This window comes from Roseovarius sp. 10 (assembly GCF_033100315.1).
Taxonomy (GTDB): domain Bacteria; phylum Pseudomonadota; class Alphaproteobacteria; order Rhodobacterales; family Rhodobacteraceae; genus M30B80.
Genome location: NZ_JAWLVH010000001.1, coordinates 366,487 through 384,243, shown reverse-complemented (window position 1 = coordinate 384,243; position 17,757 = coordinate 366,487). Strand labels below are relative to the sequence as shown.

Below are 17,757 nucleotides of genomic sequence, written 5' to 3'. Positions count from 1 at the left end.
GGGCGGATATATGATCTGATCACGCCCGCTGATCTTTTGTGTTCTGCGTTTGGTTGAGTAACGCTTTCTGTCTCATACGAGTGAACTGTTGCGTTTAGATTAGTCTTTTATACCTACGTCCGCAAGAATGAACGGAATGGTTTAGTTTTTATTTTGTGACAGAATTTGACCATCTGTTGCGAATACGCCGTTTGGGTGCGGTTGCACTTGGCAAAGCTTTGTGCTTCGCGTTAAGTGAGACACGTGGGTTTTGATTTCAAAGAGAGAACGGCACAGCATGAGCCAAAGCGACAGTTTCATTGATGAAGTCACCGAAGAATTGCGCCGCGATCAGCTGTTTCGCGCGCTCAAAAGGTGGGGCTGGATTGGCGTCTTGGCTGTTGTCGCATTGGTGGGGGCCGCGACCTATCGCGAGATCAGCACAAATCGCGATCTTGCAGCGGCGCGTGATTTTGGGGACGCGGTGATTGCCGCCCTTGATCTGCCCGATGCCGAGGCCCGTGCTGCGGCCCTCGCTGAGATCACCCCAAGCCGCAGTAATCAAGAGGTTCTGCTAGCTTTCATTCGTGCCTCAGACCTCAGCGAAAGCGACCCGGTGGCTGCTGCAGCGGCGTTGCGCGCAATTGCAGATGCACCCGATCTCTTACCACGTTATCGCGATCTGGCCCTGTTGCGCGCTCATATCCTCGCCCCCTTGGAGGATCAGGGATTGGTCGATGCAACATTGGCGCGTTTGGCCGAGGATGGTGCGCCTTTCGCAGGCATCGCGCGTGAAATGCAGGCGTTGGAACTCTTAAAGGCGGGCGATAAAGAGGGGGCGATTGCAGCACTTGAGGCCTTGTCTGAACAATCCGTTGTGACCCTGTCACAGCGTCAGCGGATCAGCGCCTTGATTTTCGCGCTGCAAAGTGGCGCTACGATCACGGGCCAAAGCGCGTCATCTGAATAAAGGGACAGGTTTCATGCACAACACCGTTTCTTACGCAAAACCTGTGGCGCGGCTCTGCGGTGTCAGCCTCATCGCTTTGGCCCTTTTGACGGGTTGTGAGCGCGAGCCGATCTTGCAAGGTGAACGGTTCGGGACACGCGTGCCTTTGGCGCAAACCCTGCCAAGCGAGGATGGGGTGGATGCCACCGCTGAGGCGGCAGATGCGGCCCTCGTGCCTTTCACGCAACCAACAGCGCAACGTTTGACGGATTGGCCATTGCGCGGTGCGAATGCCGCGAATGCGATCCCTGCGCTTGGGTTTTCGCAATCGGCAAGCCTGTTGTGGTCAACGGATATTGGCCAAGGCAATGGCAGACGCACCCGACTGACCGCTGACCCGATTTTCACAAATGGCGCGATTGTTACGCTTGATAGTGATGCAGGGCTTCAGGCGACCTCGCCCGAGGGAGCCGTGATTTGGCGCACTGATTTGACCCCTGCAAGCGAACGCGATGGCGGTGTCTCTGGCGGCGGGATTGGCGCCGCAGGGGATCAGATTTTTGCAACCACTGGCTATGGTGAATTGCTGGCCATTGATGCCGCAAGCGGTGCTATTTCATGGCGTCAACGTCTTGGGGCAACGCTTGGCGCACCAACGGTGGCGGGCGGCGTTGTTTATGTGACGGGCCGTGATGATCAGGCCTATGCCGTGGATGCGGCCACGGGGCGTGTGCGGTGGGAAATCCCCGCAACTGGGGCCGCTGCGGTCTTGTCAGGCAGCCCATCCCCTGCGCTGACCTCGCGCTTGGTCGTGTTTCCCTTTGGCTCGGGCGAGTTGACAGGCGTGCTGCGCCAATCGGGCGTGCGGGTTTGGTCGGGTGCCATCGCGGGTGAGCGGATCGGTGTGGCTTATAATTATATCAACGATATCACCTCTGACCCCGTTGTGGTGGGGGGCAGGCTTTATGCGGGCAATCTGTCTGGCCGCGTTGTCGCGATCGATGCGGGATCAGGCGAGCGTCTTTGGACAGCGACAGAAGGGGCCTATTCGGGTCTGATCGTTGCAGGAAATTCCGTGTTTTTCGTATCTGACCGCAATGCGTTGATCCGTCTTGATCAAGCGACTGGTGAGATGATTTGGGAAACCGAATTGCCCCTTTACGAGGCCCGCCGCGAGCGCCGCCGCAAGGCCGTATTTACCTATTGCGGGCCGATTTTGGCGGGAGGTCATTTGATCTTGGCTACGGGCGATGGGGAAATTCTGCGTTTTGACCCTGAAACAGGTGCCGCGCTTGATGGCAACCTTACCCTGCGCGGCGGGGCGGCAAGCCAACCCATCGTTGTCAATGATACGCTTTATGTGGTCAGCGCAGATGGTCGCCTGCATGCCTATCGCTGAGCCGTTAAGCCTGTTTTAACCATAGTCTGATAGACCTTCCCCGTCATTAACCGCAGAGCAGGGAGGGAGCGCCCATGCTTTCGGTTCGGGCGATTTCACACCAGATCCTAAGCCATGAGGGCGGCTTTTCCGATGATCCCGATGATCCGGGCGGCCCCACAAATTTTGGCATCACCTTGGCCGCCCTGCGAAATGCAGGGCGCGATTTGGATGGCGATGGTGACATCGACCGCGAGGATATCCTGCGCCTGACGCGCGCTATTGCCATCGAAATTTTCGAAGAAGATTACTATCGCGCCCCGCGCATATATTTGCTGCCTGAGGCGTTGCAGCCTGTCGTTTACGATATGCAGGTGAATGCGGGGGCGCAGGCAATCATTTTGCTGCAACGCCTGCTGCGCGATATGGGGTTTGATATCGCGGTTGATGGGGTGATTGGCCCCATCACCGCACGGGCCGCAGAGGCCGCGAGCAGCCGCAATGAGCGCGCGTTGATTGATGCCTATGCCATTGCGCGGCGCAATTTCTATTACAGCTTGGGGGAGAGACGCCCCAGTTTGCGGAAATTTGCGCGCAAGCGCGATGGCGGAAAGGGCGGTTGGATCACGCGGGCAGAAACCTTCTTGTCGCCCAAATATCATTTAAGCGCGGCAGAGCATCACGAAAGGGTTAAATCATGGCGGTGATTGGGGCGCTTGGCGGGCTAACGGCCCTTGGCCAGACTGCTGAAAATATATCCGAGGTCTTTGCCGGCAATGCGGCTGCGCGCGAGGCCGCAGATGCAGAATTTCGCGCAGAAATCTTGCGCAGCTACGCGGCCGAATTCACCCATAGTGGCAGCACGGGGTTTGACCGCGCGATTAATGGGCTAAACCGCCTGCCGCGTCCTTTGATGGCGCTGTCGGTCATTGGCCTATTCGCCTTCGCCATGATCGACCCTGCGGCTTTTGCCGCGCGCATGACGGGTTTGGCGGCCATCCCCGAGCCGCTTTGGTGGCTTTTGGGGGCGGTGGTGAGTTTCTATTTCGGCGCGCGCGAAATGTATTATGCCCGCATACCCGACACACCGCCGCAAAGATCAGCACGCCGATGGTGGCCATTTGGCCAAAGGGGCAGCCACGAAAATCCCGCGCTTGAGGAATGGCGCGCCGATTAAGGCGCGCGCATCACCTTCGCCTCTGGGTCAAACAGGGGCTGGGGCAGGGGCGTGGCCTTTAGGGCATGGCCCAAAACCTCGATTGTGAAACCATCCGCCTGATCGGCATATTCCTTCGGCACATATCCCATCGCAACCGATGTCGCGCTGGCATGGGCATAGCCGCCAGATGTAACCCAACCGATGGTTTTCCCCTGAAAATCAATTGGCTCATCCCCGATCACATCGGCATCATGTGCGTCAATCGCGAAACTCATTAGGCGTAAAGCTCCGCCCGTCTCCCGCTCGGCCAAGGCTGCGGCTTTGCCGATAAAATCAGCGGGTTTGTTATAAGCCACAAACCGATCAAGACGGGCCTCAAGCGGGCCATAGACGGGGCGATATTCGCGCGCCCATCCACCAAAGTTCTTTTCCAAACGCAAAGAATTGAGCGCACGCAGACCGATAGGACGCAGCCCGTGATCCGCCCCAACGCGCAACAAGGCCTCAAAAATTTGGCGCTGGAATTCTGGGCGCATCCAAATCTCATAGCCCAAATCACCCGTAAAGCTGACCCGCCCGACATAGGCGGGGGCCATGGACACATCCATTTTCGCAAAATCCATGAAGCGCATCTTCGCCATGTCAGGGGCAATTTGCGCAAGGATGTCGCGCGCTTTTGGCCCTGCAATATGCAGCCCGCAAAGACCTAAACCGATCACCTCAATGGTGACCTCTTCGGTGCTCAATTTTTGGGCCTCGAACCAACGGGCGTAGAAATTTTCAGCCATGCCAGAGCCAAACAGCATATAAGTCTCAGGATCTAGGCAGGCGCAGGTGAGATCACCTTGCAGCTTGCCATTTTCCTTTAACATTGGCGCCAACGTCATCCGACCAGGTTTGGGCAAGGCACAGGCCAAAACGCGGTCAAGAAACGCGCCTGCATCCGCGCCCGCGATCCGAAATTTCGAATAGCCCGAGATTTCCAACAGGCCCGCAGCCTCGCGCAGGTTGCGCGCCTCGGCCCCAACATGGTCAAAATCACTTGAGCGCCGCCATGAGAATTGATCCCGCACACCTTCGGGCGCGAACCAAAGCGGCACTTCAAGCCCCCAAGATTCACCCATCTGCGCGCCAAGCCCGACCATGCGATCATAAATTGGCGTGGTCTTATGGGGGCGGGCGGCCTGCAATTCCTCATTCGGGAATTTGATGGAGAACCGCCGCGAATAGTTTTCTTGCACTTTCGGGTTGGTGTAGCTGAGGGTCGTCCAATCGCCATAGCGCGCGACATCCATCGCCCATACGTCAAAGCCAGGATCCCCTTGGGTGATCCAATTGGCCAGCGCCAGACCGACACCGCCCCCTTGGCTGAAGCCTGCCATAACCCCGCAGGCTGACCACATCCCCTCGAGCCCGCGAATAGGCCCGATCAGCGGGTTGCCATCGGGGGCAAAGGTGAAGGGGCCATTGATGATTTGTTTGATGCCCGCATTCGCAAAGGCGGGGAAATGTTCAAACCCCACCTCAAGGCTTGGCGCGATGCGGTCAATATCGGGTTGCAGTAACTCATGCCCGAATTCCCAGGGCGTGTTGCGGGTCGACCATGGAACACAGGCCTTCTCATAGGTGCCCATAAGCATCCCGCCACGTTCTTGGCGCAAATACAGCTCGCCATCGAAATCGACCGCATGGATCACTTCGCGGCCCGTTTTTGCATTGATCTCGGCCACTTCGGGCATGTCTTCGGTGATGAGATACATATGCTCCATCGCCAAGATGGGCAGTTCAAGGCCAACCATACGCCCCACTTCGCGCGCCCAAAGCCCGCCTGCATTCACCACATGCTCGCAGGCGATATCGCCCTTGTCGGTTTGCACGATCCAACCGCCCTCGCGCGCGCGCAGGATGCCCGTCACCATGCGGTGGGTCTGATAGCTCGCCCCAAGAATTTTGGCGGATTTGGCATAGGCATAGGTCACACCAGAAGGGTCAAGATGGCCATCGACAACGGTGCGCAAAGCGCCCGTAAACTGCCGCGGATCAAGAAGCGGCATCAGCTCATGCGCCTCTTCGGGGGTGATTACTTCGGCTTCAATACCCTGATAGCGCCCTTTGGCAGAGATGGATTTCAACCAATCAAACCGCTCAGGCGTGGAGGCCAACATCACCCCACCTGTCATGTGAAAGCCTGTGGCCTGACCTGACAGCTCTTCAATTTCTTTATAAAGATCAATCGTGTATTTCTGAAGCTTGGCAACATTTGGATCACCGTTGATGGTGTGGCACCCGCCCGCTGCGTGCCATGTGCTGCCCGAGGTCAGTTCAGACCGTTCGATCAAAAGGCTATCTGTCCAACCCGCTTTGGCGAGGTGGTAGAGAACGGATGCCCCCACAACACCACCCCCGATAATCACGACCCGCGCTGTTTCAGACATCCATACCTCCCGTTGAGATGATCTTTACCTTGCACCAAACCTAGACCGCCAAATGGCGGCTGAGGTGCTTAAATTCGACCAAATTGGGGGGGCAAATGCCGCGAATAGGCTAAATCGCGGGGCGCTAGAAATCAGGCGGCCAGTTCAACCCAAACCGGCACGTGATCTGATGGCTTTTCACGCGCGCGGATTTCACGATCTATTCCAACATCTTGCAAAAGATCAGCCGCGTAGGGGCACAGCAAAATGTGATCAATGCGGATCCCATCATTGCGGTTCCACGCCCCCGCTTGGTAATCCCAGAACGAATAATTGTCGCCACCTTGCACCCGTGCGCGAAACGCATCCGTCAGACCAAGGTTCACGATTTTGCGAAACGCCTCGCGGCTGGTTTGACGCGCCAATGCATCCTCACGCCATGCATCGGGGCGGGCGGCATCTTCGTCTTGGGGGATGATATTGTAATCCCCCGCAAACAAAACGGGGGTTTCTTCCGCCAAAAGTTCGGCAACACGCGCCTGCATCCGCGCCATCCACGCCAATTTATACTCATATTTCGGGCCAGGGCAGGGATTGCCATTGGGCAGATAAAGCCCGCAAATCCGCAGCGCCTTTTGACCGACCACTGTGGCCTCGATCCAACGTGCCTGCTCATCCTCCGCGTCACCGGGCAGGCCGCAGATCACATCTTCGAGCGGGTATTTTGATAAAATCGCCACGCCGTTGAAACTTTTTTGACCATGGGTTTCCACGTTATAGCCCCGCTCCTCAAAAATCTCGCGGGGGAAGGCCTCGTCAACCGATTTGATCTCTTGCAATAGCGCCACGTCAGGGGCCGCCTCATCCAACCATTGCGGCAGGGCATCAATGCGGGCTTTGATCCCATTGATGTTGAATGTGGCTATTTTCATAAGCGCAGGCCTTTTTAATCAATGGGTTAAAGAGAAAAGCTAATCCCGCAGCCGCAGGATGACGCGGCATTTGGATTGTCGATAACAAAGCGCGCGCCGATCAATTCTTCGGAAAAATCAATCACGGCATTGGCCAAAAACGGCAGCGAGGTTTCGTCAACCACAACCTTTTGGCCTGCATCCTCCAAGATCAGATCACCCTCGGCGGGATCATCAAGCCGAATATCATATTGAAAGCCAGAACACCCGCCCCCCTCAACGGCCACGCGCAGCGCCTTCGGGGCGGGTGTATCTGCGTTAATCTCAGCCAGACGCGCAAAGGCGCGAGGGGTTACTTTGGGGGGTAGGTTCAAATCCATCGCCATCTCGTTTGGGCAAAAATTGCTGTGATTGCGGGCTGTTAGAACAGTGTGTTTTCCAATATAAGACCGCCAAATTGAAACGGCAAGGATAGGGATCATGCGCGCAAACTATGCCTGCACTCCGAGCGACAGTCGCGGCAGGCTCTACCCCGAGGCGGAAAGTGGGCACAGATCTTGCTTTCAGCGCGACCGTGACCGCATCATCCATGCCTCTAGTTTTCGCCGCCTCAAGCATAAGACTCAAGTTTTTGTCGAGCATGAGGGCGATTATTTTCGCACCCGTCTGACCCATTCGATCGAGGTCGCGCAAGTGGCCCGCACGATGGCCCGCGCCCTTGGGGCGAACGAAGATTTGACCGAGGCGATTGCGCTGGCCCATGATCTGGGCCACACGCCCTTTGGCCATACGGGCGAGGATGCGCTTTGCGATTTGATGGCCCCCTATGGCGGGTTCGATCATAATGCGCAGGCCATTCGCATCGTCACCAATCTCGAGCGCCATTATGCCGATTTTGACGGGCTAAACCTGACATGGGAAAGCCTTGAGGGGATTGCGAAACATAACGGGCCTGTAGCCGCCCCATATCCTTGGGCCTTGGCCGATTATAATGCGCGCCATGATCTAGAATTGACCACCTATGCCAGCCTTGAGGCGCAGATTGCTGCAATTGCGGATGATATCGCCTATAATCACCATGATCTGCATGACGGGCTGCGGGCAGGGCTATTTGAGGTGGCCGATATTATGGCGCTGCCCCTTGTGGGCCCGTGTTTTGGCGAGGTGGATACGGCCTATCCCGATATTGACCCAACCCGCCGCAGGCACGAGGCGCTGCGCCGCTTTTTCGGGGTATTGGTTGAGGATGTGATTGCCTATGCCACCACGGCCCTCGGCGCGCTTGATCCTGCTTCGCCGCAAGATATCCGCCATGCAGGGCGCGCAATGGTGCGGTTTTCGGATCAGGTTTTTGCTGATCTCAAAGAGGTGCGCGCGTTTTTGTTCACCCGCATGTATCGTGCGCCGCGGGTGGTCGAGACACGCGCAATCGTCACGGATGTCGTGAATGATTTATTCCCGCATATGATGGCCCACCCTGACCAACTGCCCCGCCAATGGCAGGCCGAAGTGCGCGCAGCACAAGATGACACCACGCTTGCGCGCTTGGTTTGTGATTATATCGCGGGCATGACGGATCGGTTCGCACTGCAAACCCATCGGCGGATCTTCAACCGTGACTTGGGTCTGGGGGCCGTCTTCTAAGGGCCTTGTGGCATTGACCTTGCCCTGCAACCTGATAGAGCAGGGCGCAAGACAATCAGGATGATAAAACATGATGCTTTTTGCCGATATTCGCGCCTTGGTGATTGACGCTTTGGGTCAGATGGAGGCTGCAGGCACGTTGCCCGCAGGGCTTGATTTCGCCAATGTCGCGGTTGAACCCCCGCGCGATGCCGCTCATGGCGATATGGCAACGAATGCGGCCATGGTTCTGGCAAAACCTGCAGGGCTAAAGCCACGTGATATCGCCGATGCATTGGCCCCGATCCTGATGGCCGACCCGCGGATTGAGACCGCCGATGTGGCGGGGCCAGGCTTTCTGAACCTTCGCCTTTCTGCGCAGACATGGCGCGAGATGCTGCGCGGCATTGCGCAGGCGCGCGGTGCCTATGGCCGCGTCAATATCGGGCAGGGGCGCAAGGTGAATATCGAATATGTGTCGGCCAACCCGACAGGGCCCTTGCATGTGGGGCATACGCGCGGCGCGGTCTTCGGCGATGCTTTGGCCAGCCTGTTGGATTACGCAGGATATGACGTGACGCGCGAATATTACATCAATGATGGCGGGGCGCAGGTCGATGTTTTGGCGCGTTCTGTGTATTTGCGCTATCTCGAGGCGCATGGTCAGGCTGTGTCCTTTGAGGATGGCACCTATCCAGGCGATTACCTAATCGAGGTGGGTCAGGCCCTGAAATCTGAGGTTGGGGATGCGTATCTTGGTCGCCCCGAGGGGGAATGGCTTGCCCCCGTGCGTGAGTTCGCCATCGCGTCCATGATGCAGCTGATCGAGGCTGATCTCGACAGTCTTGGCGTGAAAATGGATCACTTCTTTAGTGAAAAATCCCTCTATGGCACGGGGCGGATTGAAGCCGCGATTGAAGACCTTAAGGGTAAGGGCCTGATTTATCGCGGTGTGTTAGAGCCACCAAAGGGCAAAACCCCAGAGGATTGGGAGCCGCGCGAACAAACCTTGTTCAAATCGACCGAGCATGGCGATGATGTGGATCGCCCGATTATGAAATCGGATGGCGCATGGACATATTTTGCCCCTGACATCGCCTATCATTATGACAAGGTCACGCGTGGCTATGATGAATTGATTGACGTCTTTGGCGCCGATCATGGCGGCTATGTCAAACGGATGAAGGCCGCCGTGGCGGCGCTGTCCGAAAACAAGGTGCCGCTTGATATTAAGCTGACGCAATTGGTGCGCCTCTTCAAAGGCGGCGAGCCGTTTAAGATGTCAAAACGCGCAGGCACTTTCGTCATGCTGTCTGATGTGGTCGAGGCGGTCGGGCGCGATGTCACGCGCTTTATCATGCTAACCCGCAAGAACGATGCGCCTTTGGATTTTGATATCGACAAGGTTTTAGAGCAATCCAAAGATAACCCCGTGTTCTATGTTCAATACGCCCATGCCCGCATTCAATCGGTGCTGCGCAAGGCGGGTGAATTGGGCATCGCGATAGATCACAAAAATCTGGACGCGATCAACGATCCTGCTGAATTCGCGCTGGTGGCGAAACTCGCGGAATGGCCGCGTGTGGTCGAGATCGCGGCACAATCGCACGAGCCGCATCGCATTGCGTTTTTCCTCTATGATCTGGCCGCTGAATTCCACGCACTGTGGAATAAGGGCAATGCCGCACCCCATCTGCGCTTTTTGCAAGAAGATGATTTGGCCACGACTTCGGCAAAATTGGCCCTTATTGATGCAGTAGCCGTTGTTATTTCCAACGGTCTTGGTATCTTAGGGGTAACACCTGCGGATAAAATGTAAGGCGATAAACGTCTTCAGCTTCCGCAGGCCAGAGGCAGAGCAGGATAGTGCCGTGACATAAGCCCATAAAACAAAGGGCATCACGGCGGAAAAGGGCAGGCATGGCGGCTTATGAAAAAGAACCTCCCGCGCAAAGACCGTTTCAGCGCATAGCGAACTCTGCGCAGGCCAGACGCCCTGTCGGGGGGATGGCGGTTGATCCGGCGCGTCTTTTTGCCAACCCGCCGCAAAGATTTGATCCCCCATCCGCGCGCGCGCCACAGATGCCGCAAGCGGGGTGGGATCCTCTCAGCGCCACAGCCGAGCCCGACCTTCAGGCCTCCGCCGATCAGATCACCGCGAGCCTTGCCGAGGTCGAACGCACGCAGTCTGTGCGCAAGCTCGGCCTTGGGGTCATGGGGCTGATGTCGGTCGCCATGGTGGCGCTTGGGGCGTATTGGGGATATGAGGCGCTGAAACGGCAAACCCTTGGTGTGCCTGTGATTGCCGCACCATCCGAGCCGTTTCGCGTGCCGCCGGATGATCCGGGCGGGGTTGAGGCGGATCACATGGGCCTTGCCGTGAATGAGATCGCCGCAGGGCGTGAGGCGGGGCCTGCAGCCGCGCAAATCATCCTCGCGCCGCCGCCTGTTGATTTGATCGAGGATATAACCCTTTTGGTGACGCCTGAGGCTGAAATGCCCCAAGCCGCGCCTGAATTGGACATTATCGCGCCTGACAGTTTTGACTTGATCGGGCCGCCTGCGCGGCCTGTCGCGGATGTGCCGCAGGCGACCGAAGATTTGATCACCGCCCTTTTAGCAGAGGCTTTGGGGGAAAGCCCGAATGCGTCTCAGCCTGATCTTGCGCCTGAGGTCGACAGAATTCCTGCCTCTGTCGCGGGCGTGGCTGTATCACTTATTCCAACGCCGCGACCCTTTACGATGGATCTGAGCCTTGCGCAGGCGCCCAGTGATGCAAGCCGTGATGACGTCATTGAAATTGATCCTTCAACCCTTGCCGCGGGGGACATGGTTGTGCAGCTTGGCGCCTTTGACAGCCCCGATGCGGCGCGGCGTGAATGGGATCGGCTTGCGGCGCAATATGATGGTTTTTTCGAAGGGCGTGGCCGCGTGATTATGGCGGCCAGTTCGGGCGGTCAGGAATTCTTCCGTCTGCGTGTCGCGGGGTTTGACGGGGTGGATGATGCACGCCGTTTCTGCACGGCGCTCTTGGCATTGGGTCAGGCCTGTATCCCTGCGACCATTCGGTGAGGGGGCAGGGCTATGTCTGTCCCTTATTCTGCCACAATCCTTGGCTTGAAGGGCCTAAGTTTGTCGGCGGATGAGGCGCAGTTTTTTCGCGCGGCCAACCCTTGGGGATTTATTCTTTTTGCGCGCAACATTGATACCCCCGACCAACTGCGGGCCTTAACCGATAGCTTGCGCGATTGTGTTGGGTGGGATGCGCCCATTTTGATTGACCAAGAGGGCGGGCGTGTGCAGCGCATGGGGCCACCGCATTGGCGGCACTGGACACCGCCCCTTGATATGATCGCAGGCCGTGATCCGCACTCGGCTGCGCGCGCCTTATATTTGCGCGCGGCCTATATCGGGCTTGAGATGCGTGCCGTGGGGCTTGACGTTAATTGCGCGCCTTTGGCGGATGTCGCGCGGCCTGAAACTCATGCGGTGTTAAAAAATCGCCTTTACGGGTTTGCGCCTGACACAGTTGCAACCTTTGCCCGTGCCTATGCACAAGGGTTGATGGATGCGGGCGTGGCCCCGATTTTGAAACATCTGCCCGGATATGGTCTTGGTCAGGTGGATAGCCATCTCAGCTGCCCCCGTGTCAGTGCCGCGCCCAGTGAATTGAAGGCGGTTGATTTCGCGGCCTTTCGGCCCCTGATTGATCTGCCAATGGGGATGAGCGCGCATATCATATATGAGGCAGTTGACCCCGACCTGCCTGCAACCCTGTCGCCTGTGCTGATGCGGATGATCCGCGAGGATATTGGGTATCAAGGGTTGATGATGACCGATGATATCTCGATGGGGGCGCTTGGGGGCAGTTTGGCAGAACGCAGCACACAGGCCCGCGCAGCGGGCTGTGATGTGATTTTGCATTGCAATGGCAAGCTGCCCGAAATGGAGGAGGTCGTTGCCCATTCTGGACAGTTGGACGGGATCGCGGCAAAACGCGCGCAGGCGGCACTTTTGGCCCGCAAATCCGCGACATCGCTTGACTTATATGCGATAGATGCCGAACTTCGCAGCCTAAGCGAAAAAGGCCCAGTATGAGCGATACACCTGCGCTGCCCCCTGAGGCGGCAAATGACAATCTTCTCGCCGATCCCGGTGAATGGGATAGCGTGGCCGAACGCCGCGCGGCCGAGGCGTTGATTGTTGATGTCGATGGGTTTGAAGGGCCGCTTGACCTATTGCTGACATTGTCGCGCACGCAAAAGGTGGATTTGCGCAAAATATCGGTGTTGCGATTGGCCGAACAATATTTGGCCTTCGTGGAAGAAGCGCGCAAATTACGGATTGAATTGGCAGCGGATTACTTGGTTATGGCCGCGTGGTTGGCCTATCTCAAATCGCGCCTCTTATTGCCGCCTGATCCCGAAGAAGAGGGCCCGTCAGGCGAAGAATTGGCGGCGCATTTGGCCTTCCAGTTGGAGCGATTAAGCGCCATGCGTGAATGCGCGGCCAAGTTGATGGCGCGGGATCGTTTGGGACGGGATCGTTTCGTGCGTGGCATTCCCGAGACCGTTACCCATGCCCGCAAGGTCAAATATACCGCAAACCTTCTTGATTTGATGCAAGGTTATGCCCGGATTAGAACCCGTGATGATTTTCGCCCCTTTGTCATGGATCGCGACAGCGTCTTTACAATGGAGCAAGCCCTAGAGCGGATGCGCGGTCTGATCGGATATGCGGGCGAGTGGACGGATATCTTGACCTATCTGCCCGATGGGTGGGGCATGGATCCGAAAAAACGCCGCTCTGCCACTGCGGCCACATTTGCGGCGAGTTTGGAATTGGTAAAGGCGGGAAAATTGGTCATTCGCCAAGCGGAAACATTCGCGCCAATTGAAGTGAAACGAAGGGATGATGAAAGATGAGCGGCGTGGCGGATACACCTGAAACTTCACCCGAAACACCTGCTGAAGCACCCTCAAACACGCCTGAGAAGAGCCTGTTTCAAGCGCCCCCTTTGGCGGAACAGGAACGCATGATTGAGGCCTTGCTTTTTGCCAGTGCCGAGCCTGTCTCAATCCGCGAGATGGAAGCACGTCTTCCGCATGGTTGTGATCCTGCTGAAGCCTTGCAACTGCTGCGCCGCCGCTATGAGGGGCGCGGTGTGAATGTGGTCAAAGTGGGTGACGCATGGGCGATGCGCACCAGTGCTGATCTGGGCTTTCTGATGAGCCGCGAAACGGTCGAGACACGGAAACTGTCGCGCGCGGCAATCGAAACCTTGGCAATCGTGGCCTATCATCAACCTGTGACACGCGCCGAGATTGAAGAAATCCGCGGCGTGTCGGTCAATCGGGGCACGATTGATCAATTGATTGAAATGGAATGGATCAAATTTGGCCGCCGCAAGATGACGCCGGGCCGGCCCGTCACATTCGTGGTGACGCCTGCGTTTTTGGATCATTTCGGTTTGGAATCTGCCCGCGATTTGCCGGGCGTGAAGGAATTGCGCGATGCGGGGCTGCTCGACAATCGCCCACGCGGCTTGAACCTGTCCGAGGAGGGCGCAGAAGCCCCAGAGGAGGAGGAGGGCGGTCTTCCCTTTGATATGGATGACGCAGATGAGGATGGCGCCTTGTTCGAGGATGACGCGCCCTGATTTTGCCCCAATACGCTGGTATTATCTCACATGGCCCGCGGTCTGCGGGTCTTGTTTTAGGGGCCGCGATTGAGGGTGAGATGAGCAACCTTATTTCAGCACTGATCCGTATGGTGATAAGGCGGATGGTTTGGCGTGGGGTGAATAAAGCAACCGACCATGTCGCGCGGCGGGGCGCGCGCGGTGATCCTGCACAGGCCCGTGCGACTGAGCGCCGTCTGCGCCAGACTACCGGTCTTATGCGGCGGTTCATGCGGTTCTGAATAAAAAAGGCGCAAGCATTGCTTGCGCCTTTTCTGTTCGATTTCTGCTGCTTAGCAGGAGAAATACATCTTGTATTCCACAGGGTGTGGGGTGTGTTCGAAGGCATAGACCTCCTGCCACTTAAGCGCGGCATAGGCATCGATTTGATCCTTCGTGAACACATCGCCTTTGAGCAGGAAGTCGTGATCTTTTTCCAGCTCTTCCAATGCCTCGCGCAAGGATGCGCAAACAGTTGGGATTTCGGCCAATTCTTCTGGGGGCAGATCATACAGATCTTTGTCAGAAGGCTCACCTGGGTGGATTTTGTTCTGAATGCCGTCCAGACCTGCCATCAACAAGGCCGAGAAGGCCAAGTAGGGGTTTGCGGATGGATCAGGGAAGCGGGCCTCAACGCGCTTGGCTTTGGGGCTTTCTGTCCATGGAATACGCACGCAGCCCGAACGGTTCCGTGCAGAATAAGCGCGCAGAACGGGGGCTTCGAAGCCGGGGATCAGACGCTTATAGCTGTTGGTGGATGGGTTTGTGAACGCGTTCAACGCTTTGGCGTGCTTGAGGATGCCGCCGATGAAGTAAAGCGCCTCATCTGACAGATCCGCGTATTTGTCGCCTGCAAACAAGGGCTTGCCATCTTTCCAGATCGACATGTTCACATGCATCCCCGTGCCGTTATCGCCTGCCATAGGCTTGGGCATGAAGGTGGCTGTTTTGCCATAGGCATGGGCCACGTTCTGGATGATGTATTTATATTTCAGGATGTTGTCGCCCTGTTCGGTCAATGTCCCGAAAATCAGGCCCAATTCATGCTGACAGGTCGCCACTTCGTGGTGATGCTTGTCCACTTTCATCCCGATGGATTTCATGGTCGACAGCATTTCAGAGCGCAGGTCTTGGGCTTCGTCAATTGGGTTCACAGGGAAGTAGCCGCCCTTGTAGCCCGCGCGATGGCCCATATTGCCCATCTCGAACTCAGCATCGGTGTTCCATGCGGCTGCGACCGCGTCAATTTCGTAACCCACTTTGTTTGGGGCGACCGAGTAGCGCACATCATCGAAGATGAAGAATTCGGCTTCTGGGCCGAAATAGGCCACATCGCCAATCCCTGTGGATTTCAGATAGGCCTCTGCCTTAACGGCGGTGCCGCGTGGGTCACGCTCGTAAGGCTCGCCCGTGTCGGGCTCGACCACGTTACAATGCACGCACAGGGTTTTCTCTGCGTAGAACGGATCAATATAAGCGCTGTCTGTGTCTGCCATCAATTTCATGTCGGAGGCTTCGATGCCTTTCCAACCAGAAATGGAGGAGCCGTCAAACATGAAGCCCTCATCGAGGAAATCTTCATCAACCAGATCAGACATCACGGTAACGTGCTGGATCTTGCCGCGCGGGTCTGTGAAACGAATATCGACATATGCGATGTCTTCGTCTTTGATCAGTTTAAGAACCTTGTCTTTGCTCATCGTGACCTTCCCTTACATTTTGGTCTTTGGGGAGTGAGATAGGGCCAAAGAGACCCTGGCTATTTTGGCCTCATGCCTTAGAGCGCGTCTTCACCAGACTCGCCTGTGCGGATGCGGATTGCTTGCTCGATGGTGGAGACGAAAATCTTACCGTCCCCAATCTTATCGGTCTTCGCCGCGTCAATGATCGCCTCAATCGCGCCATCGACCATATCATCGGAAAGAACAACTTCGATTTTCACCTTGGGCAAGAAATCAACCACATATTCCGCGCCGCGATAAAGCTCTGTATGACCTTTTTGACGGCCAAACCCTTTGACTTCGGTCACCGACAAACCTTGAATGCCGATTTCCTGAAGCGCTTCTTTTACTTCATCAAGCTTGAATGGTTTGATGATCGCTTCGATTTTTTTCATGTGGCCCTCGCCTTCCTGCGTGCATTGCGCCTTTCTGACACCATGTTGTGCGGGGCGGGGCAATCTGATTGCCCGCTCGCGCTGCTCTCTCTCAAGGGAAATTTAGAGACTTGCAACATATTTGTGCGCTGCGCACAAAATTTAATCAGTTTGAAAACTGTGACTTTAGGCTGCGGCCTGATCGACTGAACGGGCCGCCTGTAGGATCAGCCCATTGGCAAAAATCTGGACATCGCGCGCAAAATGCAAGGCCAACAAGCGCGCCTGTGGCAGATTGCGATACCTAACGCCCCGCTGCCCGATGAAATCCCGCGCAAAGGCCATGTCACCTTGGCGCGTTTTCAACAATTGACTGGGAAAGAGATCACAAGGCTGCGTCTGGTCAGAGCCAAGCGCATAGGCCTCAAGATGCACCACGCGCAGGGGGTGGGCGAGATGCACAGGCATCATTGCCTGAAGGGGCAGGGCGCCAATACTGGTGATGACACGATCCCCCACATAGAGATGTTCTGCGGGCAAGGCCCCCTCAAGGGTGAGAATGGGCAAATTTGCCATAATGAGCTGCGTCTCTAGAGCGGGCTTTGCGTCAATTGGGCTTTGCACCAAATCGCGCAACCCCATAAGCATCGCAGGGCTAACGGGAATTGTCATTTGTTTTGCTCGCATTTGACGCGGGTCTTTGCCCGCTTTTGCCTCTGTGGGGAGGTAACATCAGAAATAAGGCGAAATTGTGGCGCAGCCTTTGGTGCGGGGCGATGCGGCCTTTGAGAAATTGCAAAAAGGGTAATTTTCCCCCTCGCACTCCGCAAAGGCCTCTGCTAAGGACAGCTCCGTTGCGGGTGTGGCGAAATTGGTAGACGCACCAGATTTAGGTTCTGGCGCCGCAAGGCGTGGGGGTTCAAGTCCCTCCACCCGCACCAAATCATGATAAATTTATGCGCTTTGACAATATTGGCGCAGCTCACTTTGGCCAAAGGCCACCCAAAGCGCGCAAGTAGCGCTTGTGCCGTGGGAAGCCCCAGATAAACAAACCTGAAAATCCAAAAATAATCAGGGCCCAAGCGGTTATATCCGCTAAAATTGTGCCAAAGCGTGTATCGACCCAACCCAGATTGTGGAAGGTTGATAAAAATCGACCCCAATAGATTTTGCGATGCAATCGGGTGCCATCAGGCGCAAAGGTTGTGCGGGTGAGACGGGTTTTGTGGTAGAAATGCCCTGTATCAGCGGCGACAATCACCTGTGCCCGTTCACCTAAAAACTGATAACCACGAAAGCCATGATAGGTGGTTTGTTTGGCATCTGTGATAACAAGATCGGGAAAGTGATCTTCCACCAAGGCCAGCGCCTGCGCCGCTGATAGCGGTGCGTCAAGCATGGCTTCGGAGAGGGCGGTCTCGTCATATTCACCCGAGGGCAGGATATTTAACACCGCTTGTTGGTGATTGAAATAAAACCCCGAAAACCCAAACAAGATGATCCACGGCAAAATCAGCAATCCAAGCCAACTGTGTAGAGTTCGGATGAAGCGAAAAACGCGCATTGGAT

The 17,757-nt window shown here is 56.3% G+C and carries 18 protein-coding genes and 1 tRNA gene; 12 read left to right on the top strand and 7 right to left on the bottom strand.

All coding sequences use genetic code 11. From position 1 onward, the window contains the following. Positions 1-277: 277 nt before the first annotated feature. The 4 genes from RYZ18_RS01865 (at position 278) to RYZ18_RS01850 (ending at position 3,483) form a co-directional block, all read left to right on the top strand. The gene (locus RYZ18_RS01865) at positions 278-949 is read left to right on the top strand and encodes a hypothetical protein (RefSeq protein ID WP_317654682.1); all 672 of its coding nucleotides are present in this window, start codon (positions 278-280) and stop codon (positions 947-949) included. 13 nt (positions 950-962) lie between these two features. Further along, on the top strand, positions 963-2,327 hold the full coding sequence (locus RYZ18_RS01860) for a PQQ-like beta-propeller repeat protein (RefSeq protein ID WP_317654681.1): 1,365 nt from the start codon (positions 963-965) through the stop codon (positions 2,325-2,327). Between the two features lie 74 nt (positions 2,328-2,401). Next, positions 2,402-3,013: a holin-associated N-acetylmuramidase gene (locus RYZ18_RS01855; RefSeq protein ID WP_317654680.1), complete on the top strand. Its 612-nt coding sequence runs from the start codon at positions 2,402-2,404 to the stop codon at positions 3,011-3,013. Then, positions 3,004-3,483, top strand: a complete 480-nt coding sequence (locus tag RYZ18_RS01850) for a holin family protein (RefSeq protein WP_317654679.1) — start codon at positions 3,004-3,006, stop codon at positions 3,481-3,483. Before RYZ18_RS01855 ends, RYZ18_RS01850 begins: the two co-directional genes overlap by 10 nt. Here RYZ18_RS01850 and RYZ18_RS01845 read toward each other — a convergent pair. The 3 genes from RYZ18_RS01845 to RYZ18_RS01835 form a co-directional block, all read right to left on the bottom strand. Then, positions 3,480-5,900 carry an FAD-dependent oxidoreductase gene (locus tag RYZ18_RS01845; RefSeq protein WP_317654678.1) on the bottom strand — a complete coding sequence of 807 codons (2,421 nt, stop codon included), beginning with the start codon at positions 5,898-5,900 and terminating at the stop codon, positions 3,480-3,482. The genes RYZ18_RS01850 and RYZ18_RS01845 overlap by 4 nt on opposite strands. Before the next feature lie 131 nt (positions 5,901-6,031). Beyond that, positions 6,032-6,811 carry an exodeoxyribonuclease III gene (xth, locus tag RYZ18_RS01840; protein ID WP_317654677.1) on the bottom strand — a complete coding sequence of 260 codons (780 nt, stop codon included), beginning with the start codon at positions 6,809-6,811 and terminating at the stop codon, positions 6,032-6,034. A gap of 26 nt (positions 6,812-6,837) precedes the next feature. Then, complete coding sequence (locus RYZ18_RS01835) at positions 6,838-7,176, bottom strand: iron-sulfur cluster assembly accessory protein (protein ID WP_317655788.1); 339 nt, start codon at positions 7,174-7,176, stop codon at positions 6,838-6,840. Between the two features lie 94 nt (positions 7,177-7,270). Here RYZ18_RS01835 and RYZ18_RS01830 point away from each other — a divergent pair, with 94 nt between their 5' ends. The 7 genes from RYZ18_RS01830 (at position 7,271) to RYZ18_RS01800 (ending at position 14,335) form a co-directional block, all read left to right on the top strand. Next, on the top strand, positions 7,271-8,434 hold the full coding sequence (locus tag RYZ18_RS01830) for a deoxyguanosinetriphosphate triphosphohydrolase (RefSeq protein ID WP_317654676.1): 1,164 nt from the start codon (positions 7,271-7,273) through the stop codon (positions 8,432-8,434). Between the two features lie 70 nt (positions 8,435-8,504). Further along, on the top strand, positions 8,505-10,232 hold the full coding sequence (argS, locus tag RYZ18_RS01825) for an arginine--tRNA ligase (protein ID WP_317654675.1): 1,728 nt from the start codon (positions 8,505-8,507) through the stop codon (positions 10,230-10,232). A 101-nt stretch (positions 10,233-10,333) separates the two neighbouring features. Then, positions 10,334-11,485 carry an SPOR domain-containing protein gene (locus tag RYZ18_RS01820; protein WP_317654674.1) on the top strand — a complete coding sequence of 384 codons (1,152 nt, stop codon included), beginning with the start codon at positions 10,334-10,336 and terminating at the stop codon, positions 11,483-11,485. A gap of 12 nt (positions 11,486-11,497) precedes the next feature. Further along, positions 11,498-12,511, top strand: a complete 1,014-nt coding sequence (locus RYZ18_RS01815; RefSeq protein ID WP_317654673.1) for a glycoside hydrolase family 3 N-terminal domain-containing protein — start codon at positions 11,498-11,500, stop codon at positions 12,509-12,511. Beyond that, positions 12,508-13,338: a segregation and condensation protein A gene (locus tag RYZ18_RS01810; protein WP_317654672.1), complete on the top strand. Its 831-nt coding sequence runs from the start codon at positions 12,508-12,510 to the stop codon at positions 13,336-13,338. The genes RYZ18_RS01815 and RYZ18_RS01810 overlap by 4 nt, the downstream gene beginning before the upstream one ends. Continuing rightward, positions 13,335-14,072 (top strand): SMC-Scp complex subunit ScpB, encoded by a 738-nt coding sequence (gene scpB / locus RYZ18_RS01805; protein WP_317654671.1) that lies wholly within the window; start codon positions 13,335-13,337, stop codon positions 14,070-14,072. Before RYZ18_RS01810 ends, scpB begins: the two co-directional genes overlap by 4 nt. 80 nt (positions 14,073-14,152) lie before the next feature. Next, positions 14,153-14,335, top strand: a complete 183-nt coding sequence (locus RYZ18_RS01800) for a hypothetical protein (protein WP_317654670.1) — start codon at positions 14,153-14,155, stop codon at positions 14,333-14,335. Positions 14,336-14,386: 51 nt separating this feature from the next. Here RYZ18_RS01800 and glnA read toward each other — a convergent pair whose 3' ends face one another. From glnA to RYZ18_RS01785, 3 genes are all read right to left on the bottom strand, one after another. After that, positions 14,387-15,793 carry a type I glutamate--ammonia ligase gene (glnA, locus tag RYZ18_RS01795; RefSeq protein WP_317654669.1) on the bottom strand — a complete coding sequence of 469 codons (1,407 nt, stop codon included), beginning with the start codon at positions 15,791-15,793 and terminating at the stop codon, positions 14,387-14,389. Positions 15,794-15,870: 77 nt separating this feature from the next. Next, positions 15,871-16,209 (bottom strand): P-II family nitrogen regulator, encoded by a 339-nt coding sequence (locus RYZ18_RS01790; RefSeq protein WP_317654668.1) that lies wholly within the window; start codon positions 16,207-16,209, stop codon positions 15,871-15,873. A gap of 165 nt (positions 16,210-16,374) precedes the next feature. Further along, positions 16,375-16,860, bottom strand: coding sequence for a hypothetical protein (locus RYZ18_RS01785; protein ID WP_317654667.1), 486 nt, complete (start codon positions 16,858-16,860; stop codon positions 16,375-16,377). A 184-nt stretch (positions 16,861-17,044) separates the two neighbouring features. Here RYZ18_RS01785 and RYZ18_RS01780 point away from each other — a divergent pair. Continuing rightward, positions 17,045-17,129 (top strand) — tRNA-Leu (locus RYZ18_RS01780). A gap of 41 nt (positions 17,130-17,170) precedes the next feature. On the opposite strand, the gene RYZ18_RS01775 is transcribed toward RYZ18_RS01780, so the two are convergent. After that, positions 17,171-17,752: a PepSY domain-containing protein gene (locus RYZ18_RS01775; protein ID WP_317654666.1), complete on the bottom strand. Its 582-nt coding sequence runs from the start codon at positions 17,750-17,752 to the stop codon at positions 17,171-17,173. Between the last annotated feature and the right edge of the window lie 5 nt (positions 17,753-17,757).